This window comes from Clostridium sp. CM028 (assembly GCF_030585565.1).
Taxonomy (GTDB): Bacteria; Bacillota; Clostridia; order Clostridiales; family Clostridiaceae; genus Clostridium_AD; species Clostridium_AD estertheticum_B.
Genome location: NZ_CP077766.1, coordinates 1,920,941 through 1,943,056, shown reverse-complemented (window position 1 = coordinate 1,943,056; position 22,116 = coordinate 1,920,941). Strand labels below are relative to the sequence as shown.

The following is a 22,116-nucleotide window of genomic DNA, read 5'->3' as shown; positions in this document are numbered from 1 at the left end:
GTAACCTTGATAGGTGGAGGAGTAATCAGATATAAATTATACTATAGATACGAGGTGATAATATGAATAAAATTGTAGCGGTATCAAAGTTAATTAAAGAATATGGAAGGTTAACTAATAAACATAAAGTATTAAAGGAAGTAGATTTAGAAATTAATGAAGGTGAATTTATTAGTATAATGGGACCTTCAGGTTCAGGAAAAACTACCTTTTTAAATGTCATTTCAACGATAGACAAAGCAACTTCAGGAGAGGTTTTAATTGATGGTAAAGATGTTAACAGTCTAAAAGAAAATGAATTAGCTAGGTTTAGGAGAGACGTAATAGGTTTTGTTTTTCAAGACTTTAATTTGTTAGATAATATGACAATAAGAGATAATATTGCATTGCCATTAACACTAAACAATGAAAAGGTAGAGATAATATTAGAAAAGATTAATAAAATAACAAAGCTCTTAGGCATAGAAAAGCATCTGGATAAATATCCTTATCAATTATCAGGGGGCCAAAAGCAAAGAGCAGCAATTTGTAGAGCATTAATTACATCTCCAAAGGTGATTTTTGCAGATGAACCAACGGGTGCAATAGATTCTAAATCAGCTATAGAAGTTCTTGAATGCTTCGTAAATATAAATAAAAGTTGTAATACTACGATTATAATGGTAACTCATGATCCTAGGGCTTCAAGCTATTCAGATAGAGTGATGTTTTTGAAGGATGGAAGTATAAGTGGTGAATTAGATAGCAATGGAGATAAAAGTGAGATGTTTAAAAAGATTCTTAATATGATAGCTATGATGGGAGGAGTTAGTGATGAACTCATTTAAACTATCATTGATGCTTTTTAAGGATAACATAAAGGTATATAAACTTTATTTACTTATTACAATTGTATCTGTTGCAACTTTCTATAACTTTTTAGCAATAGGAGACAATGAGGCATTTATCGAAATTAGTGAAAGATTTCAGGCAGCAAGTGTAGCAAGTCTTTCATGTGGATTTATTTTAGTATGTACAGTAGTATATTTTATATTTAATGCAGATAAATTTTTCTTGTTAAATAGGCAAAAGGAGACTGCCTTATATATGTTAATGGGAATTACCCAATCAAAAATTGGACAAGTATTTGCAATAGAAAGTTTATTACTTGGAGCTACATCTATATGTAGTGGACTTATATTTGGAGTAATCTTATCTAAACTATTTTTTATGCTACTCGCAAAATCCATATTTTTAAATGTAGAAATACCTTTCAAAATTTCATTAAATGCTGTCTTTATAGTAATCTTAGTATTCTCATGTATTTTTGCAATATTAGGTTATAAAAAATATAGAGTAGTAAAGAAAAGTAAACTCATAGATATGATTAATGCTACAAAGGAAAAAGAAGAACTACCAAAGTTAAGATATTTTAAGGGTATCTTAGGGGTTCTATTAATTTTAGCTGGTTACTTAGTTGGCGTTATGATTAAAAGATGGGAGCTAGATTTGCTGTTTTCATCTATGACAGCGCTATTATGTGTTTCAATAGGTACATACTTTTTCTTTGGAAGTTTCATGTCCATAGTCTTTAATAAGATGATAAAAAATAAAACCATGGTATATAAGAATGTTATGTTAGTAAGTATTTCTAATATGTACTTTAGACTAAAGGGGAATTATCGTAATCTAGCTATGACAGCAATGTTATGTGCAGCAGCTATAACAGCCTTTGGAGTAAGCTTATCCTTTGAGAAAGTTGCACAAAAAGAAGCTATTAAGCAATCTCCATATAGTTTTAGCTATGAAAGTAATGATGAAAAATCAAAAGAAAAAGTAGTGGGAATAATTAATGAATCTAATCACGAGTTAATTGGAATTAATGAAAATAAATTTATTTTAGGAAAGATTGATTATATAAACTATCATAGAAAAGTAGATTATAAAAATGAAGCAATAATAATAAGCTATTCAACATTAAAAAAGAACTTAGAGTTTCTAAATTATAAAGTAACAGATAACATTAAGCCTAAGGGATGCGAGGCTGTTTTTATAATAAGTGCAACAACATTAGCATCTCCATTAAATGTTCTGAAAGAAGAAATTAAAATAAAAAATAGAGAGTATGTAATTAAAAAACAAGAAGATGCACCCTTTACTGGGATTATAGACAAATTAGGAACAAAAAATATATATATTTTAGAAGATGATGAATATGAAAAGGTTAAGGAAGGCTTTAATGAAACATCTTTAAATTGCGTTCAAATAAGTAAAGAGAAAGAGGCAGATCAATTAATATCCAATATAAGGGAAGTTATGCCAAAGGAGAAGGTATATCCACATATTAACGAATACACATGGGATTATTATGCAATAGAAATATTTCATTTTTTAGGGCTAATAATGTCTATAATATTTATACTTTCAACCTTTAGTACAATTTATTTTAAAATATTAAAGGATGCCTTCATGGATAAAGAGCAGTACAAAACACTGAAGAAAATAGGCATGAGTAAAGCGGAAGTAAAGAAATCTGTGCATGTACAAGTTGGAATTTCATTTATTTTACCTGGTAGTGTAGGAATACTGCATAGTATTATTGCAATTAAGATGTTAGAACAAATAATGAATTTTTCGTTTAATACTCAGTTAATAATTGCGCTATGCTTATATTCAATAACAATGATTTTATTCTATTTTTTCATAAGTAATGATTATGTGAAGATGGTCTATGAGGAAGGCGATAATAATGATTAAAAAGATACTAAAGATATTAAAAAACATTCTTATTGTCATATTAGCGTTATTAATAATTATATCTATAGTAGGTCAAGTTCGAAAATATCTAGAAAAAGACGATGTTAATCCTTTAGGTACATTAGTTGAGGTTGATGGTAAAAAAATGCACGTATATTCTGAGGGTGAAGGAAAGAAAACAATTGTTTTAATGCCAGGTTTAGGAAGTATTGCACCTTCAATTGATTTTAAACCTTTAATTAAAGAGTTTAAAAAAGACTTTAAAGTAGTGGTTGTAGAACCTTTTGGTTATGGATTTAGTGAAGAAACTTCAAAGGAACGTAGCGTAGAAAATATTGTTGCTGAAACCAGAACGGCATTGAAAGAGGCCAATATAGATGGACCATATATACTTATGCCTCACTCTATATCAGGGATATATGCTCAGTATTATGCAGAAGTTTATCCAAAAGAAGTTGAAGCAATAGTTATGATGGATACAACATTAGTTAAGGCATGTCTAGAAGAAGCGGATAAAATTGATTTACCCATGGGTAAAAAGCTATATATGGAAGCTACTGTAGGAAATTTTTTAGGTATTGATAGGATATATTATAATAATATTTACAAAGATGAAGCTTGTTTTTCAGAAGAGGATAAAAATGATTTAGTAAAAATGGGAGTTCAAAATACATTTAACAAAACTATAAAAAATGAAATTAATATGATATTAAAGAATTGTGGAACAGTGAATAAAACTAAAATGTCAAAGGAGTTGCCAATACTTAAATTTATTGCAATTAGATCTATGAAAGATATACCTAATGATAAATATACAAATATAATGAATAAAAATTTAGATGAATTTAAGGAGTATAATAAATTTAGTTATTCTGATCTAGAAGGAAGACATTATATTTTCTATACGAAATCAAAAGAAATTGGGAAAGAAACTCGAGGGTTTTTAGGCAAATATGATAATTAATATTATTAAAAAGAAAGGCGGAGTAGTGGATTTTAAAGGGACCAATAGAACTATAAATTATTAAATTTAATTCTCCAACCAATATTAGAAGTGATGAAGGAGTATATGTTGAAGAAATTTCCAAGTATTAAAGGGACCTATAGTTCATACAATTCAATGGAAAAAAATCCATTTACCAAATTAGTATAGTTTAGGTTATAATATATCTAAGTCACAACAGTTAAATAATGTGGAATATGGAGGTCTTGTCAAATGAATAAGAAATTAGTCTTAGGTGTAATGTTAACAGTAAGTTTGTTTGTAACACCTATAAAAAATGTATATGCTGATTCATATAAGAGTGTTACTATAGGGGATGATTTGACGAATCAACAGAAAGAAAACATGCTAAAGTATTTTGATGTAGATAGGAATAGTGCGAGTGTTGTTGAAGTTACAGCTAGTGAAGAGAAGAAATATCTGGGAGATACAGTATCTAGAGCTCAATTAGGTAATAAGGCGATATCATGTTCTTATATTGAGCCAACAACTACTGGTGGTTTAGTAGTCAATACAAATAATGTAACTTGGGTAAATGCTAGTATGATAAAGAATGCCCTAATTACAGCAGGAATTGAGAATGCTAATGTTAAAGTTTCTGCACCATTCACTGTATCCGGTACGGCAGCTATGACTGGCATATTAAAGGGATTTGAAAATAGTAAAGACGGTAAGAAATTAGATGAAAGTACAAAGAAAACAGCTAATGAAGAGGTCGCAGTTACAGGCAAACTAGGTGAAAAAATTGGACAAGATAAAGCAGCGGGATTAATCAATGAAGTAAAGAGTGAAGTTATAAAAGATAAACCTAAGAATGAGGCAGGTATAACAAAAATAGTAAATAATGTAACAAATAATTACAATTACAATCTGTCTAAAGATGATGTAAGTGGTATTGTTGGATTAATGAAAAATGTAAATAAATTAAACTTGGATTACAGCAAAGTAAAAGGACAGCTTGAGGGTGTAGCTAGTACAATGAAAAATACATTAGAGAGTGATAAGGCTAAAAGTTGGTTCTCAAGTGTATGTGATTCTATTGGAAATTTCTTTAAGGGAGTATCAGATAGTTTAAAATCATAAATGAGATGAGTGTGGGAGGTATAAGTTTAATAATAAAAAGGTAGACTTGAAAAGTGGTAACAGGGGTTCACTGGTTATTAGAGATGTCTTCTGTATTTAAGGAAGGCACCTTTATATAGTGGATTACACCCATCAGGCTTCGCCTCCACCATACATAAACAACAATTTTGATACAAAGGAAAACCCTTGAATTCAGGGGTTTTCGTTGTTTTTTGGTGAAAATATAAGGCGAAACTTATGATTTGACCATAAGTTTTTGGGGTAAATTAAAATAAATGCATACTAAAATAAACCCCTACCGTAGAATATCTTGAATTTACGTAAGCTGACATCGCTGAAAAGAGGGGAGGATACTGACAGACCTATAGACCTGATGGACACCGTGCTTCGCAGACGGTTTTTAAGGAAATTTAGCACGCTCTCTTGACAACTTAAAACAAATATGACATTATATTATTAATAGACAGACAGTCAGTCTGTTGTAAGGAGATGTACAAATGAGGATAGTAAAAGAAGCTGAAGAACGCAGGAAAGAAATACTTGACGCGGCGGATGAGCTTTTCTGTCAGAAGGGCTTTGACGGCACAAGCACAAACGATATTATCGAAAAGGTCGGAATTGCGCGGGGAACACTATATTACCACTTCAAGTCGAAGGAGGGCATTATGGACGTGCTGATTGAGCGATATAACGTCCGTATTTTAGGCGCGGCGCAGAAAATTGCCGCAGACAAGAGCATGCCCGTAAACAAGCGCATTATGCGCGTTGTAATGGCACTGAACATAAGTGGCGGAAGCGGCAAGGAAATTATGGAGCACATTCACAAGCCACAGAACGCGCTTATGCATCAGAAAATACAAAAGGTAATATTAAACGGTGTTACGCCGATACTGACGGGAATAATCTGCGAGGGCATTGAGCAGGGACTGTTCAGCACGCCGTTCCCGTATGAATGCGTGGAAATGGTTATGTCATATACAAATACCGTTTTTGATGATGATATGGTTAAAATGACAAGCGCGGAGCGCGCTTCACGCATACAGGCGTTTGTTTTCAATGTAGAAAGGCTGCTCGGTGCCGAAAGTGGAAGTCTTATGTACGTTATGCAGATGTTTGGTAGCGGAGATGGAGGCAGCAATGAATAATTCGGGAAAATCCTTCGGAAAATTTCTGATTATCTGGCTGGGGGAACTGATATCTAATATCGGTACTGGAATGACGGCCTTTGGTCTTGGAGTGTATGTGTGGCAGCTGACACATTCAGCGGTGGATGTCTCAATGGTGGAAATGGCGGCGCTTCTGCCGATGATTCTATTAAGTCCGGCTGCGGGGGTTCTTGCAGACCGATTTGATAGAAGACTGCTCATGATACTGGGAGATATTGTATCAGCGTTTGGGCTGATTGTTATGCTGGGGCTTATGAACAAAGGGCATATTCAGGTGTGGCAAATCTGCCTTTGTGTGGGATTTAGTTCAGCATTTGTAGCATTGCTCGATCCGGCATATAAAGCAACAATTACGGATTTACTGACAGAGGATGACTATGCAAAAGCAAGTGGAATGGTGTCAATTGCATCCTCTTCCAAGTTTTTGATTTCACCGATTATTGGCGGTTTAATTCTGGCAGCTTCCGGTATGGAAGTGATACTTACCATTGATATTCTGACTTCTGTTGTAACGGTTGTTGCAATCTTTACCGTAAGAAAATCTCTTGCGGTAAAGTCACAGGTTAAGAAAGAAATGAGTTTTTTCAAGGACTTAAAAGAAGGATGGCAGATTATTATCCAGGCTAAGGGAGTCATGCTATTAATTATACTTGTTTCCGTCTTAATGTTTTATATGGGATTTATTCAGGTCCTGTCAAAACCAATGATCCTATCCTTTGCCAGTGAGAAAACAACTGGAATTCTGCAGACAGTAGTTGCCTGCGGTATGATGGTGTCCAGTATCATGATTGGTAGTGGAATATTAAAGAGCAAATATGTAAATGTCATGGTGGCAAGCTTTATTGCGAGTGGTATTACTATGGCAGGATTTGGTGCAACGACAAGCATGACCGTCATTATTATTTCTGGATTTTTATTCTTTGCTTCGCTACCATATGCGACTGCAAGTATTGATGTTCTCATAAGAAAATCCATTGATAATGATAAGCAGGGTAGGGCATGGGGACTTATTTCTTTGATTTCACAGCTGGGATATGTAATTGCTTATATTTTGGCAGGTGTTCTTGCAGATTATGTATTTAATCCAGCACTGGTAGAAGGCGGTGTGCTGGCGGATACTGTTGGAAAAGTCATAGGAACTGGTGAAACAAGAGGAATCGGATTCTTACTAATCCTTGCCGGAATAGGCCTTGTAATTACGGCACTGATTGTATCTAAATCAAAGACTATCCGTGGAATGGATTCCAAGAAAGAAGCAGAAGGTAGTTTGGAGGCAGAACAATCATTTAATGATGAGAGCTTTCGAAGCAAAGATATATAGTCAGAAGGAGAAAAAATAATGTTTTTTAAAATTGTAAAGAATGATTTCAGCAGGAAGAAAATCATAACTGTGACAGTATCTGTGTTTATAACCATGGCAGTTATTTTAGGAGCTAGTGCAACAAATATCATTGCAAATCTGATTCAGTCGATGTCCCAGTTGCAGGAACGTGCAGTCCCAGCTGACATTACTCAGATGCATTCCGGAAAATATGATCAGGCAGAAATCGATAAATTTACGAAAGAGCAGCGTGAGAATATAGCGAAGCAGGAGACGATGGTTCTTCTGGATTTTGATGGAGGGAATATCCATTTTGGCAAAAATAAAACGATGGCTGGAACGGTACAGGATATTTCATTTGTTGTACAGAATAAGAAATTTGATTTTATATTGGATCTGGATAATGAAAAGCTGGAGGTAAAGGCAGGTGAAGTGGCGGTTCCCATCTACTTCATGGAAAAACATGACTTGAAAATAGGTGATCCGATTACGGTGAAAAGTGAAGGATACCTGAAAGAGTTTGTCATTTCAAATTATGCAAGAGATTATGAGATGAACTCTTCCCTTACGTCTTCGAAGCGGTTTGTTATTAATCAGGCGGACTATGATGAAATGATTGAAAAGCAGGCAGGGGAAGTGGAATATCTTATTGAATTTAAACTGAATGAAAACGGGGATTCGCAGGCTGCTTTGACTGCATATATGGTTGCAGGTCTTCCGGCAAACGGTCCGACAGTGGTCGGAAAGATATTTATGGTGTTTAATGCTATGTCAGATGCGGCAGTTGCGATGGTAATTATACTTATCAGTATTCTGCTGATTATTATAGCGACCTGCTGTATCAGACTTACCTTTCTGGCAACTATTGATGAAGATTTAAGAGAAATTGGTGTTATGAAAGCGATGGGAATATCTAAAAAGGATATAAAGAAGGTATATCTTATCAAATACAGGGTTATGTCAGTAGTAGCCGGTATAATAGGCTATCTGCTTTCCTTTGTAGTGGTAAATCTGTTTAACGGTAAAATGAGACTTTATATATCTTCGGATTTATCAGGAAACTTAAAATATGTACTATCTCTTACAGTTCCATTATTTGTATATTCTATAATTGTGATGTACTGCAAGAAAGTGCTGAAAAAAATAGATAAGATTTCTGCGGTGGAGGCATTGCGTTTAGACATCATGGAACGTGGAAAGAACCGGAAATACAGTTTTCCACTGCTTAGCAACAAATTCCTGCGCACCAATGTTTACATGGGAATTAGGGATGTATGGAAGCGTTTCAAATTATACAGGTTACTGATTTTTATTTTTGCTGTATGTACGGTTATTGTAATTCTTCCGTTAAATATGTATAACACCATGAACTCACGGTCATTTTCCACATACATGGGAATAGGAAAATGCGACATGAGAATCGATCTTCGAAAGACAGATACGATTACAGAAGATTTTAAAAAGCTGCAGGAAGAGTTGAAGAATGATTCGGATATTGAAAAGTATGCGGCCTACATAACATGTTCATACCAGGTCAAAAATGCGAAAGGTTCCTGGGACTATATTAATATTGAAACCGGAGATTTTTCTGTATTTCCATTAAATTATGTGGAAGGGAGAGCAACGAAGGGTGAAGGGGAAATCTCAGTTTCCTATGCAAATGCGTCAAAAGACGGATTAAACAAGAAAGTGGGAGATGAAATAGTAGTAAAGGCTTTCGAGGCAGAGAAGACTATGAAAATATGTGGTATTTATCAAGATATTACAAATGGTGGTAAAACATCGAAAGCGGATACCAGTCTTGGTTTAAATGAAGATGCCGTTCTTTGGTATATTGTGAACATGGATGTGGCTAAAGGTGTTGATATTAGAAAGAAAATGAACTACTATCAGAATACCTATGATTCTGCGCAGGTAAATGATATCAAAGAATATACTGGGCAGACTCTTGGAAATATCATTGATCAGATGAGCATAATTGTTATAGGCTCAATCGCAATTGCAGTAATAATTGTTATACTTATAACTGCATTATTCATTAAGATGTTATTGTCAAAGGATATGTCCCAGATTGCAATCATGCGGTGTGTGGGATTAACTTCTAAAAATGTTAAACATAAATATATGGCAGGAACTTTGATGGTACTGATATTGGGAATCATACTTGGAGTGCTGGCTTCTGATTATTTAGGGGAGTTTCTTGTAAGTTTGGCAATGTCGCCAATGGGGGCTGCAAGAATTCAATTTGTTAATGTTGCATGGCAGACCTTACTGCTATGTCCGTTAGCGTTGATTTTAGTAGTTGGAGTTACTATATCTGTGTGTTGCACGGTAACAGTAGAAGATGATTTATCTGTAACTTTAAGAAGTTAGAACTGCTGAAAAATAAGGCATTCCGGGATGTCACTGTGGATATAGACTTTGATTTGAATATTTTACATTGGAGGAATATATATGAGCAATATATTGGAAGCTAGAAGTATGAACAAAAAAGTAGAGTTATGGAAAGACAATGAGCTTCATATCTTAAAGGATGTAAACTTTGCGATAGAAAAAGGTGAATTCGTTACGGTCATGGGGCCATCTGGAAGTGGGAAGTCAACACTGCTATATAATGTAAGCGGTATGGATAGAATTACTTCTGGCAGTGTGAAATTTAAAGGCAGTGAAATGGTTGGACTAAAAGAAGAAGAACTGGCGAAGATTAGGCTTAATAACATGGGATTTATCTTTCAGGATATTAATCTTTTAAAGAATCTGTCAGTGATTGACAATGTTATGTTTCCTGCCTTTGTATCAAAAGATGCGGATAAAAATATGGTAAATCAAAAAGCAAAAAAGCTACTTAAAATGACAGGAATTGAAAAGCTTGCAGATAATAATATCATCCAGGCATCTGGTGGACAGCTGCAGAGAGCCGGCATCTGTAGAGCGCTTATAAATGATCCGGATATCATATTTGGAGACGAACCGACCGGAGCATTAGATTCCAATTCGGCAGCAGAGATTATGTCAATTCTTGCAGGGATAAATAAAAAAGGAACAACCATAATGCTCGTTACGCATGATGTAAAGGTGGCAGCAAAAACCGAAAGAATATTGTATATGGTAGATGGAAATATAGTTGCACAGAAGAAAATGCGTAAATACGATACGCAGCATGACGATATTAAGGAAAGGGAAGAAAGCATTATGAAATGGTTAGTGGAAAATGGATTCTAATTTTTCATTGGCATTCACATAAAGTTCGTATAGAAAATTTATTAGGTAAGTTCGAAATGAAAAGTTCTTAAGAATGTATGTAAGGAAAGACTTAAGATAATTCATAAAGAAAGTTCCTGATAAAGAAGAAAGATAACTATTTGAATAAAGGAGCTATTGATATATGAATTTTTATTTCGCACCTATGGAAGGGTTGACTGGGTACATTTATAGAAATGCCCATAACACTTTTTTTAATAATATAGATAAATACTTTTCACCTTTTATTGTTGCAAATCAAAGCGAAAGTTTTAAAACTCGGGAATTAAATGATATTTTGCCTGAAAACAACCAAGGACTAGTTTTGATTCCACAATTACTAACCAATAATGCAAAAGATTTTATTCATACTTCAAAGAAGATAAAGATGTTAGGATATAATGAGATCAATTTAAATTTAGGATGTCCCTCTAGAACTGTAGTTTCAAAAAATAGAGGATCTGGATTTCTTTCAAAAAAAGAAGAACTTGATGTGTTTTTAGACGAAATTTTCTCTCAATCGATAACAAAAATCTCACTAAAAACCAGGATAGGAAAAGACCGACCTAAAGAATTTTATGATTTAATTGAAATATTTAACAAGTACCCTATAGAAGAGCTTATTATTCATCCAAGGATTCAAAAAGATTTTTATAAAAATAAGCCTAATCTGAAAATCTTTAAGGAAGCCTTGAATTTAAGTAAAAATCCTGTTTGCTATAATGGTGACATTTTTACAATCAAAGATTACAAGGAGTTTTCAGCTGATTTCCCTAATGTAGATACTTTAATGTTTGGCAGGGGATTATTAGCCAATCCTGGACTGAACAGCTACATTACAAATAATATTAAACTTGAAAAAAAATTGCTGAAAGACTTTCATGATAAAATTTATGAAGATTATAAAAGAATACTCTTTGGAGAGAGGAATGTCTTGTTTAAAATGAAAGAATTATGGTTTTATATGATTCCGGCGTTTTCTGATAATGTAAAGTATGCAAAAAAGATTAAGAAATCAGAAAGATTATATGATTACGATGAGGCTGTTTCAAGCTTGTTCAGAGAACAGGATGTTTTAGAAAATTGAGCTGAAAGTCATTAAATTATAGGTTAGAATGGAATAAATGCACACCGCTACGGATTTTGAACTTAGGGGTGTGCATTTTTAGCGTACTCATCATGAATACGATATAAGATCTCAATCATTCTTATTGCTAATCTACCAGAAAAAGAATATTGCAAGCCAGCAAGTTCTGTTAAATCAGTGAAGCACAGAAAGAAAATATTATATTTTTATAGGTTATCTAAAAAAAAGTCTTATGTATTTAATTTCCTATTATTCCATAAAACATTAGGGTTTGCATATCTTGAATATATTTATCGGAAACCTTACTATAATTAACATTACTTTCGGCAATTGATATTATCTCTATAAATCTCATAATTGTATCAGTTGGAATTGTCTTATCTATGGTTCCATCATCTTTACCTACTTCAATATAATCCCTAAATAATTCAAACTTATTTTTGTTTACACTCTCTGTAATAAGCTTAATTAGAACTTTATCATTTAGAGCCTCCAGGGTAAAATATTCACTTAAAGATTTACTTATGTAATTAGAACATAAAGAAAGAGCCTTAAGTATTTTTTCTTTAAAGTTCATATCGGTATAAAGCAATTTTCTTGCGGCCTCTAATACATCTCCCATAAGAGAATTAACACATTCAGCGACTAAGGCATCTTTATTCCCAAAATAATTATAGATTGAAACTTGTGATACATTGGCTTGGGAAGCGATTTCTTTGATATTTACATTTACAAATCCTTTTTCTTTAAACAACCCATTAGCAGCATTTACTATTGATAACTTTTTTTTATTTGTTCTAATCTCATATTTATTCATTTGGACCTCCAATACGTAAGTTTTTATTCAATTATATCATAACAGTTTTGAAATATAAGATTGAAATTTCAAAACTATTGAATTGGGAATAATTAAATGTTATAGTTAATTTGAAATATGTACATATGTATTTCAAAACTTTAAGTGAGGTGGATGTATTGAAAAATGTAATATACTACTTTAGTGGAACGGGAAATAGTTTAGCTATAGCAAAGCATATTGGTAAATATTTAAAGGATACTGAGGTTGTGCATATTTTAGCTTTAAATAACTCTATAGAAATAGATAGCAGTTATGAAAGAATTGGGTTTGTATTTCCGGTGTATGAATTGTACATGCCAAATGTAATGAAGGAAATTTTAAATAAACTTAAGTTCCAATCTAATCAATATGTTTTTGGAGTAGCTTCTTTTGCAGGTTCTAGAGGGATGGCATTGCAACAACTTAGGGAGATAGTAGATAAAAATGGTGGAAAACTAGCTGCTGAATTTAAAATAAGAATGCCTGGAAATTGGATTGTGGAATATGGTGGATTTCCAAATTTTCTTTGTAAGTTTCTATACAAAGGAGAAGGTAAAAAAATAGTAAAGATTATTTCAATAATAGATAAAAGGGAAAGAACAGCAATAATAAAAGCAAATATATTAGCTAAATTATTTAATAAAAATTCATTAGAAAGATTAGCAGCTCTGAAAAGTAGAGATGGCGAATTTAAAGTAAATAATAATTGTACACATTGTAAGATATGTAAGAGCATTTGTCCTATGGGTAATATTACAATGTTAAATGATATTCCTACTTGGAATAATAACTGCGAACAATGTATGGCTTGTATTCAATGGTGTCCAGTGAGAGCTATTGAATACTCCAATAAGAATAACAATAGAAAGCGTTATTCGCACCCGGAAATAAAAGCAGAAGACCTTATGCTAAATAAAGTTAAGGAAATAAAGGAGTAGATTTATGAAGAGAGATGGGGCGAAAAGAGCAACTGGATAATTTTTATATGTAAAAAATATTAGTGAAATATAGGGTTGTTTTTAATAGAAATATGTAGTGGATTTTAAAGGTTGTGCTTCGCTCCCATAAATCCTGAACAGAGATGCTCAGGATTTTTTTATGCCTTAATTTAAAACATAAACATAGTAGTCTGTAATACTCCATTAATTAACAAAAGTGTGCACTGAAATAGTGTACGGTTTTATATTTTTATATATAAACTTTAGTTTTTCGTAAGAAAATCGTTAAAATTAAAAATTTATTTTAATATAAAATCTAACTATAGAATAATTAAGGAGTTGGAATTTATGAAGATGAAAGCAAAAAAAATTATGATAATATTATTAAGTACTATGTTGATAAGCTCAGGGTTACATAGTAATAGTTTTGGAAAGGAAATAGAGAAGAAACATTTAGAGGTGAATAACAGTCAAAATTTACAGCGATTCACAGATGATTTTTTCAAGAAGAATATGGAGAAGCATTCAATTGCAGGAGCAGCTATAGCTGTTGTAAAGGATGGAAAAGAAGTATTTAAAAAAGGGTATGGGTACAGTGATATAGATAAGAAAATATCAGAAGATCCTGATAAGACTACTTTTCCAGCAGCATCAGTGAGTAAATTATTCACTGCAACAGCTATTATGCAACTGTATGAAGAAGGCAAAATAGATTTGAAAAAAAATATTAATGAGTATATAAATCATTACAAGGTTATTAATAATTATAAGGAACCAGTGACTTGCGGTAATTTATTAACTCATTCTAGTGGAGTTGACGAAGCTAGTGAACTTAATGGCACTACTTTAGATGAAAAATCCATACAATCACAGGAATATTATATGGATACCCATATTCCTAAGGTGGTAAGGGAGCCTAACACTGTTAGTAGATATTGTAACGAGGGGTATAACCTTCTAGGATATATTGTAGAAAAGGTATCTGGTATTACTTATGAAGAATATGTAAAGAAAAATATATTAGAGCCATTAAAAATGAATAATAGCTTAGTTAGATTAAAAAATAATAATACAGCTAAGGGTTATGGGTACGGAGGAATAGGCGGAGACTATAATGAAAGTCCTTTAGCTTATCAATATACTTCCGGATCTTCAGGGATAAATGCAACAGTTAAAGATATGGAAAATTTTATGATAGCTCACTTAAATAATGGAGAGTTTCAAGGAAAGAAAATTTTAAATGAAAAAACATCAACAATAATGAAGGATAAGCAATTTTCAAATGACAGCAGCTTACCTGGAATGGGCTATGGATTTATAAGAAGCAATAGAAATGGACAAGAAATATTAAAACATGAGGGTGCATTACCATCAGGTAGTACTACTACATTATTTTTAATGCCAAAGGAAGGTTTAGGGTTATATATTGCAACCAATTCAGTAAATTCACTTCCATTTAACTTTGAAGAAGAGTTTTTAAATAAATTTTATCCTACCACCAATAATAAGTTTAATGAAATAAAGAAAAATTCAATTAAAAATTTTAGTAAATATGAAGGAACATATAGAAACTATGATGGGATATCAAAAAGTAACATTATGAAGATCGGTTTTTTATTTGACCCTTCTATGAATATGAGAATTATAGCTAATAAAGACGGTACATTAACTCTTAAGGAGTATACTCTTGCTAAACAGAAAATCACTACAACTCTTGTTGAAAAGGAAGATGGAGTATTTGCAAGGGAAGATGGACGAGGAGATTTTGCATTTAAGATAAATGACAGTGGTAAAGTAACTTATGCATTTAATGATGTAAGCCATAATTCATTTGAAAAGATAAGTTTTTTTGATGAAGTAAATTTTAATATAGCTATATTTGCTATAGCTATGATTATGTTCGTTATTAATATAATTGAGCAATAGTTTTGTTTATAAAAAGGAGGTTTAAACAAACAGGGTGCAAAAGTTGTAGGGGCATAAAATTAATTAGAACAGCAAACTTAGTTATTAGTGCGTTTAATGTAGTTGGAATGCTTGGTGCAACTATAATGGCAATGACTATGATTAGTACTAATGATTTTACCTTTGCATGGTTACTTTATACTTTTTTAGGATTTCTAATAGTATCAACGGCTTTAAGTATTTGTGGATTAATTATTTTAATATATAATTGGGTTAAAAAGAGAGGAAGAAAAGCAGAAAAAATTTATTTTACAATCATAACTATAGTTAATTTTATTTTCATATGGTTCATATATTACTTTGATTTTTTAGGATTTAAAATATAACCTGAAACATCAATTATTTTGAAATATGGTACAATTTTATTAAAAACAGGTATTTGATGGGAGAAATAAGCGCTATGTTTAATGTACTGATTGTAGATGATGAAGTAGAAATAATTGAACTTATGGAAGTATACCTACTAAATGATGGGTATAAGGTGTTTAAAGCTACAAATGGGGTAGATGCACTTGATATAATTAATGAAGAAAAGATTCATCTTGTGATTTTGGACATAATGATGCCAGGAATAGATGGGTTGCAGGTTTGTATGAAGATTAGAAAAGAGTATAATATTCCAATTATAATGGTTAGTGCAAAGGGTCAAGACATTGACAAAATACAAGGATTATCTACAGGGGCAGATGATTATATGGTAAAGCCATTTAACCCAATGGAACTTATTGCTAGAGTGAAAGCTCAAATAAGAAGATATGTATATCTTAATGAAAATCACAAACCGTTTGACGATGAAGATATTATTGAAATAAAAGGGATTACTATAAACAAAAGAAATCATAAAGTTAATTTATTTGGTACAGAGTTAAAATTAACTCCAAAAGAATATGAGATATTGTTGCTATTGGCAAGTAACGGTGGGAAAGTATTTAATGCTGAGGATATCTTTAAAGAAATTTGGAAAGAAAAATATTTTGAAGGAAATAATACTGTTATGGTTCATATATGGAGATTAAGAGAAAAGATAGAGGATAATCCCAAGGAACCTAAAATAGTAGAAACGGTGTGGGGAGTGGGATATAAAATTGAAGAATAACAGTATTAAATATAATATACTCCTAAATTTTTTTACAGCTACGATAATGTCTATAATATCAACATTAGTAGGAGTTTTTTTAGTAATTATGTGGCTACATATTTTTTGCCAAAGTCTCTATATGAAATTTATTAATGATTATAATACAAATAGTTCAGTTATGCTGGGGATTAGTATAGGAGTGTTTGTGATTTTTATAGTGCTGATGTGCTTAATATTTATCAAAAAAATGAATAAAATCACTGATTATATAGAAGAAATATCACAAAATTTAAAGATAGTAGCTAATGGAAATATAGATATAAATATACCTATCAGAACAAAGGATGAGCTGGGAACATTAGCTTCAGATGTTAATAAAATGGCATATAGCATAAAAGAACTAATGAAAAAAGAAAGACAGTGGGAAAAGCAGAAGAATAACCTGATTACAAATTTATCTCATGATTTAAGGACTCCGCTTACTTCTGTTATTGGATTTTTACAGTTGATTGAAAAGAAAAATTATAAAAATGATAATGAGTTGCATCATTATTGCGAAGTTTCATTAAGTAAATCAAAGGAATTAAAGAGTTCAGTGGAACAACTTTTTGAGTTTACAAAGATATGTAATGGAGATGTAAATTTAAATAAATCTAATATATATTTACACCAATTAATAGAACAAGTTACCATTGGTTTTATACCGGCTTTTGAAAATAGTGGTATGGAATATAGAATATCTTCAAAAGATGCAGGTTTAATAATAGATGGAGATGCTATTTTATTAGTTAGAGCCTTTGAAAATATAATATCTAATGCAATTAAGTATGGTAGTAAGGGGAAATATTTAGATATAAATATAGGGAAAGAAAATAATATGGCTGTAGTTAGCTTTGTAAATTATGGAGATATAATAGAAGAAGAGAATTTGAAGAATTTATTCCAAAGGTTATATAGGGTACAAAGATCTTGTAATAAAAAAGATGGAACTGGACTTGGGCTTGCAATTGTAAAGACAATAGTAGAATTACATAATGGTAATATAGAGGTTGCAAGCTCTAAGGAAAAAACAGAATTTAAAACAAAATTACCACTTGATCAATAGGAACAGAAAATAGTAACTAATACCTTTTTTAACCTAGTTCTTGTTTTACTATATATTATTTTTTTATAAGAAGTTATGCCTTAAATTTAAAGGATTAAACAATAGAATTAAATGCATAATTTTAATATGGTTAGTCTCTATGTTAGGTTTATCTCCATTAACTTTATTAATAATAAAGTATTGTAATTTAATGATAAATGGATACTACGCAGCAGTTAATCACCTTAGGGGAGCCTTGGACTTTTTCCAAGGCTCTTATTTTTTTAAAAATATTATATGAGGTAACGAACCTAATATAATAACTTCTTCAAGATAGGTTAATATTAATTCCTTGACAGTTGTTTCTAAAGCATCGATATCCTTTTTTACGGGCCTCTAAGTGTTCTTTATGAGTAAACATTGTAATATATTTAAATATAGAAAGAATCTGCTGGTGATAGTGTTAACTAATCTATGAAAAAACAAGATTAAAAATTTTGGAATTTAAATTGCACCTTGAAAAGTGAAAATATACCTTAAAGGAATGAAATATTAGTTTTGTCTTCATCAAAACCTTGTAATTTTTTTGGTAAATAAAAAAAGTCAGCAAAAATATACCTAATCAGATTGTTCCTTTTTTACGGAACCCTGCCGGGTAAGAAAATTCAAACTATATTAAAAGGTAAATTCACTTATACAACCTGTTTTTCTATTATAAGTTGCTGTGAAAGTTCGATTAACTTTTGCCATTTTGCTGGCATAGTAGAAATCTTTTCAAGTTCAGGGATTGAGTTCAATGGTCCCCAATAAGCGTAGCTATGTGGGCGGAGAAAGTTGTAATATGCTACAAACAACGCCAAGTGCGTGTTGGAACCTTCTTCACTACCAAAGCCATTTGTAACCCTATAGGAAAATTTAAATGTTCTGTTGAGACGCTCTATTATTTGTTTAAGCCAACGATATTCGGTTGAAATAGGATCAGAGTTAGTAAGACCAATTACTTGGATTACATCGAAGTCCATGCCGTTAAGTTTAAACTGTTGCTCAGCAAGCTTATATGCAGTATAGCCATCAGCAACGAATTTAAGTGACTTGCCGGGAAACTCTTTGAACTTATCGAAAGCCATACGCATAGTCAAAATGCAAGGGCCAGTATCACGGCTAAAAGACGCTTGGTATCCTAAAATTGATTTCTTGATAGCGTCCATAACAAGCCAAACATATTGATGGACTCCTTTGACTTTAGTATAAGTTTCATCAGCAGCGAGGTAATCAGTAGGCTTATAGTCATAATTATCGACAAAGGGTTTAACTAAAGCGGCAGCTGTGACGGCGTATCTGCTAACCATGACATGAGATATTTTAACTCCATGTATTTCCCAAAGAGCAAGCGCCGTACGGCGTGTAGATAATCCTAAATTAATGTTATATGTTAGACATAGGCCCATTACATGAGACGAAAAATTTCTGAAATTTAGGCTAGTAGCACCTTTTGGCATAGAAGATAAATCTACATCAAAATAATTCGTTGTAAACTCACGATAAATGTAATGCAGTTTAAATCTGTGCTTATCTTTCTTGTATTCTTTAATATCTTCAAGAGAAAGCCTTGAAAGAGAATTCAGGTAATAATTACATTTTTTATTAACACATTTATGGATATAAAAGTTTTTACGGTCCTTCTTCTTACTTAAAGAGTGTCCACAAAATGGGCAAAGGAAGCTCTCAGTTTTAAAATTAACCTTATTTTTGTTGAAATGCAGATCACAAACTTTGCACCAAAGCTGCCCACGGCCTCCAGCGTTATCGTAGATATAGATGTGCGGAGCGCCACATTGAGGGCAGATGGTCTCTGGGGATACTGGATATTTACCACGAGAATTGACAGGTTTTTTATCCTTACCATGAGAGGTTTTATACTCATCTAATAGTTGATTATAATTAAGCTTTTCAAAAGTTTTGATAGTAGGCAATTTGTCTACAGTAAGTTTTTTATATTTAGGACTTGTCATATCGTATTTTGGAACTTTTAGCGGTATATTTTTAGCAATAAAAATAAGTAATTGTTTAATTTGAGAAAGTAATACTTGATTATAGGTAACTAACATTGATATAATTGTACTCACAATGACACCTTCCTTTTGGTATTTTGTTGAGTTCAGATACAACAATTATATCAAATAGAAGGGGTCATTGTTTTTTTATTTTAAAAACAACTTAAATCCTTGCAAATGCAAGGATTTATATAAAAAAAGTAAAGATAGTGTTTACACTATCCTGCTGGTTTAGAGGGGGATAAAATGAATACATTAAAACATCTATCTAAAGTTTTTGAGTCATCGGAGGAAATTATTTTTGACGATTCCTCCAAGATTGTTTTAATGAGTGATTGCCATAGAGGAGATGGAAACTGGTCAGATGATTTTTCAAAGAATCAAAATATTTATTTTGCGGCCTTAACTCATTACTATGACGAACACTATACTTATATAGAGATTGGTGATGGAGATGAACTTTGGGAGAATAAAAGACTTTCTGACATTAAGAGGGTACATAGCGATGTTTTCTGGTTGCTATCTAAATTTTATAATGAAGATAGGCTTAATTTTATTTTTGGAAACCATGATATAGTAAAAAAAAACGATAAATTTGTAAAAAATAATTTATATAAATATTTTGATGAACTCAAGAAAAGGTATATTCCTTTATTCGATAATATTAGGCTCCATGAGGGGATAGTATTGAGGCATAAAGTTACTAATGACAAAATCTTTCTAATACACGGGCATCAAGTGGACTGTCCAAATGATAAAATGTGGAGATTGACCAGATTTTTAGTAAGGTATTTATGGAGACCTCTTAACTTCTTTGGAGTAAATGATCCAACTAGAACAGCACAGAATTATCATAAGAAACAAGTAGTAGAAAAAAAGCTTATTGAATGGGTAATAAAAGAAAAACAGATGATGGTCGCAGGACATACACATAGGCCTATGTTTCCTGAAGTAGGTGATCCTCCATATTTCAATGATGGAAGCTGTGTTCATCCTCGATGCATAACAGCAATGGAAATTGATTTTGGTAATATCAAACTTGTAAAGTGGTATGTTAACACAAAGAAGGACGGAACTTTATTCGTAGACAGCGAAGTACTTGCAGGACCAAGAAAATTAAAGGATTACTTTGATACTTAAATAGTATAAAAATATGAGGTGACATTATGGGTCTATAATTTATGTTAAGAAAATATCCATTACCAAGCCCATTTAGATGAAAAATTAGGTGGGGGTTCTAGCCTTAGTTGTAATTTTAACAGCAAGTTTGCTTGCAACACCTATAAAAAATGTATATGCTGATTTATATAAGAGTGTTACTATAGGGTATGATTTGACGAATCAACAGAAAGAAAACATGCTAAAGTATTTTGATGTAGATAGAAATAGTGCGAGTGTTGTTGAAGTTACAGCTAGTGAGGAGAAGAAATATCTGGGAGATACAGTATCTAGAGCTCAATTAGGTAATAAGGCGATATCATGTTCTTATATTGAGCCAACAAGTACTGGTACCCCCTACTGAGACACAAGAGTTCACTGGTTATTAGAGATGTCTTCTGTATTTAAGGAAGGCACATTTATATAGTGGATTTAACCTATCATGATCCGGCTCCACCAGTAAACCTTCAATTAATTAATAAATTAGTTGGGGGTTTTCTTATGATTTAATTATATATAGAATCTAGCCTCAGATTTGATTTTAGTAGGAAGACTTTTGTGTTTGTAAAAAATAAGCTAATTATTAAGTTAAAAAAATAAATTACATATAATTATATGAATAGAATCAAAATAACAAGACAATAGTTTATTAATTTAACATATTGGTATATAATAGTTTGAATTGGAGGTATTAGATATGGAAAATGAAAATAATGAAATATATGATATTTTTTTGAACTTCACTTATAGTCAATTAAAAAATTTATTTAAGAAGGCAAAGAGTAAAGAAGAGCAGGATTTTTATATTATGTTATCTAATATGGTTCTACAAAAGGAACAAGAAAAGGTCATAGGTAAATAATTATGCCAACGTACACAATATTTGCAGGCGAGGATACCATTGAAAGAAGGTACCATTCCTCATTAAAGAATTTAAAATATGCCAAGTTGGACAAATAATATATTAAGTAAGTAGCTAGTAAAACTTAGTGCGTTTACTAGCTACTTATTTAACGTAATAGGAGTTTTTAAACCTCTTTATAATCAACAGATTTTGCAGACAATGTCTGCAAAATTGTTTGCTATGTTTTGCCTTTGGTTACTGGAAAGAAAATATAATTAATTAATATTAAGTAGATAAGAAAAAAGAATGCTGATATAATGTTTTTTAGAATAGTTAGATAGTGTTAACTAATCTATGAAAAAACAAGATTAAAAATTTTGGAATTTAAATTGCACCTTGAAAAGTGAAAATATACCTTAAAGGAATGAAATATTAGTTTTGTCTTCATCAAAACCTTGTAATTTTTTTGGTAAATAAAAAAAGTCAGCAAAAATATACCTAATCAGATTGTTCCTTTTTTA

Annotated in this window: 19 protein-coding genes; 17 read left to right on the top strand and 2 right to left on the bottom strand. The window is 31.8% G+C overall.

The genetic code is table 11. The annotated features are described in order from the left end of the window. Positions 1-62: 62 nt before the first annotated feature. The 9 genes from KTC94_RS09120 to KTC94_RS09080 all read left to right on the top strand — a co-directional run bounded on the left by KTC94_RS09120 (position 63) and on the right by KTC94_RS09080 (position 11,636). Positions 63-827 (top strand): ABC transporter ATP-binding protein, encoded by a 765-nt coding sequence (locus tag KTC94_RS09120; RefSeq protein WP_220320393.1) that lies wholly within the window; start codon positions 63-65, stop codon positions 825-827. Continuing rightward, positions 814-2,736 carry an FtsX-like permease family protein gene (locus KTC94_RS09115; protein WP_220287720.1) on the top strand — a complete coding sequence of 641 codons (1,923 nt, stop codon included), beginning with the start codon at positions 814-816 and terminating at the stop codon, positions 2,734-2,736. The genes KTC94_RS09120 and KTC94_RS09115 overlap by 14 nt, the downstream gene beginning before the upstream one ends. Further along, positions 2,729-3,700 (top strand): alpha/beta fold hydrolase, encoded by a 972-nt coding sequence (locus KTC94_RS09110; RefSeq protein WP_216302272.1) that lies wholly within the window; start codon positions 2,729-2,731, stop codon positions 3,698-3,700. The genes KTC94_RS09115 and KTC94_RS09110 overlap by 8 nt, the downstream gene beginning before the upstream one ends. Before the next feature lie 252 nt (positions 3,701-3,952). Further along, positions 3,953-4,822: a DUF1002 domain-containing protein gene (locus KTC94_RS09105; protein ID WP_216302271.1), complete on the top strand. Its 870-nt coding sequence runs from the start codon at positions 3,953-3,955 to the stop codon at positions 4,820-4,822. Positions 4,823-5,319: 497 nt separating this feature from the next. After that, positions 5,320-5,967 (top strand): TetR/AcrR family transcriptional regulator, encoded by a 648-nt coding sequence (locus KTC94_RS09100; RefSeq protein WP_220287718.1) that lies wholly within the window; start codon positions 5,320-5,322, stop codon positions 5,965-5,967. After that, complete coding sequence (locus tag KTC94_RS09095) at positions 5,960-7,309, top strand: MFS transporter (protein WP_220287716.1); 1,350 nt, start codon at positions 5,960-5,962, stop codon at positions 7,307-7,309. The genes KTC94_RS09100 and KTC94_RS09095 overlap by 8 nt, the downstream gene beginning before the upstream one ends. Positions 7,310-7,327: 18 nt before the next feature. Next, positions 7,328-9,682, top strand: a complete 2,355-nt coding sequence (locus KTC94_RS09090; RefSeq protein ID WP_220320394.1) for an FtsX-like permease family protein — start codon at positions 7,328-7,330, stop codon at positions 9,680-9,682. Positions 9,683-9,763: 81 nt separating this feature from the next. Then, positions 9,764-10,531 carry an ABC transporter ATP-binding protein gene (locus KTC94_RS09085; protein ID WP_220287712.1) on the top strand — a complete coding sequence of 256 codons (768 nt, stop codon included), beginning with the start codon at positions 9,764-9,766 and terminating at the stop codon, positions 10,529-10,531. 163 nt (positions 10,532-10,694) lie between these two features. Continuing rightward, positions 10,695-11,636 carry a tRNA-dihydrouridine synthase gene (locus KTC94_RS09080; RefSeq protein WP_220320395.1) on the top strand — a complete coding sequence of 314 codons (942 nt, stop codon included), beginning with the start codon at positions 10,695-10,697 and terminating at the stop codon, positions 11,634-11,636. 238 nt (positions 11,637-11,874) lie between these two features. On the opposite strand, the gene KTC94_RS09075 is transcribed toward KTC94_RS09080, so the two are convergent. Further along, positions 11,875-12,453 (bottom strand): TetR/AcrR family transcriptional regulator, encoded by a 579-nt coding sequence (locus KTC94_RS09075; RefSeq protein WP_220287707.1) that lies wholly within the window; start codon positions 12,451-12,453, stop codon positions 11,875-11,877. A 158-nt stretch (positions 12,454-12,611) separates the two neighbouring features. On the opposite strand from KTC94_RS09075, the gene KTC94_RS09070 reads away from it, so the two are divergent. The 5 genes from KTC94_RS09070 to KTC94_RS09050 all read left to right on the top strand — a co-directional run bounded on the left by KTC94_RS09070 (position 12,612) and on the right by KTC94_RS09050 (position 17,560). Beyond that, a complete protein-coding gene (locus KTC94_RS09070) occupies positions 12,612-13,412 on the top strand; it encodes an EFR1 family ferrodoxin (RefSeq protein ID WP_220287705.1) in 801 nt (266 codons plus the stop codon). Positions 13,413-13,760: 348 nt separating this feature from the next. Then, the gene (locus tag KTC94_RS09065) at positions 13,761-15,338 is read left to right on the top strand and encodes a serine hydrolase (protein WP_258280585.1); all 1,578 of its coding nucleotides are present in this window, start codon (positions 13,761-13,763) and stop codon (positions 15,336-15,338) included. A gap of 2 nt (positions 15,339-15,340) precedes the next feature. Further along, on the top strand, positions 15,341-15,703 hold the full coding sequence (locus tag KTC94_RS09060) for a hypothetical protein (RefSeq protein WP_258280584.1): 363 nt from the start codon (positions 15,341-15,343) through the stop codon (positions 15,701-15,703). Positions 15,704-15,777: 74 nt separating this feature from the next. Further along, complete coding sequence (locus KTC94_RS09055; RefSeq protein WP_216302269.1) at positions 15,778-16,473, top strand: response regulator transcription factor; 696 nt, start codon at positions 15,778-15,780, stop codon at positions 16,471-16,473. Then, complete coding sequence (locus KTC94_RS09050; protein WP_258280583.1) at positions 16,463-17,560, top strand: cell wall metabolism sensor histidine kinase WalK; 1,098 nt, start codon at positions 16,463-16,465, stop codon at positions 17,558-17,560. The genes KTC94_RS09055 and KTC94_RS09050 overlap by 11 nt, the downstream gene beginning before the upstream one ends. Before the next feature lie 671 nt (positions 17,561-18,231). Here KTC94_RS09050 and KTC94_RS09045 read toward each other — a convergent pair. Then, entirely contained in the window at positions 18,232-19,665 is a 1,434-nt protein-coding gene (locus KTC94_RS09045) for a DDE-type integrase/transposase/recombinase (RefSeq protein ID WP_258280699.1), read from the bottom strand. Between the two features lie 174 nt (positions 19,666-19,839). On the opposite strand from KTC94_RS09045, the gene KTC94_RS09040 reads away from it, so the two are divergent. The 3 genes from KTC94_RS09040 to KTC94_RS09030 all read left to right on the top strand — a co-directional run bounded on the left by KTC94_RS09040 (position 19,840) and on the right by KTC94_RS09030 (position 21,613). Continuing rightward, complete coding sequence (locus tag KTC94_RS09040) at positions 19,840-20,733, top strand: metallophosphoesterase (protein ID WP_220320587.1); 894 nt, start codon at positions 19,840-19,842, stop codon at positions 20,731-20,733. Between the two features lie 88 nt (positions 20,734-20,821). Further along, positions 20,822-21,115 (top strand): DUF1002 domain-containing protein, encoded by a 294-nt coding sequence (locus KTC94_RS09035; RefSeq protein ID WP_220320586.1) that lies wholly within the window; start codon positions 20,822-20,824, stop codon positions 21,113-21,115. A 333-nt stretch (positions 21,116-21,448) separates the two neighbouring features. After that, positions 21,449-21,613: a hypothetical protein gene (locus KTC94_RS09030; protein WP_216302266.1), complete on the top strand. Its 165-nt coding sequence runs from the start codon at positions 21,449-21,451 to the stop codon at positions 21,611-21,613. The last annotated feature ends 503 nt before the right edge of the window (positions 21,614-22,116 follow it).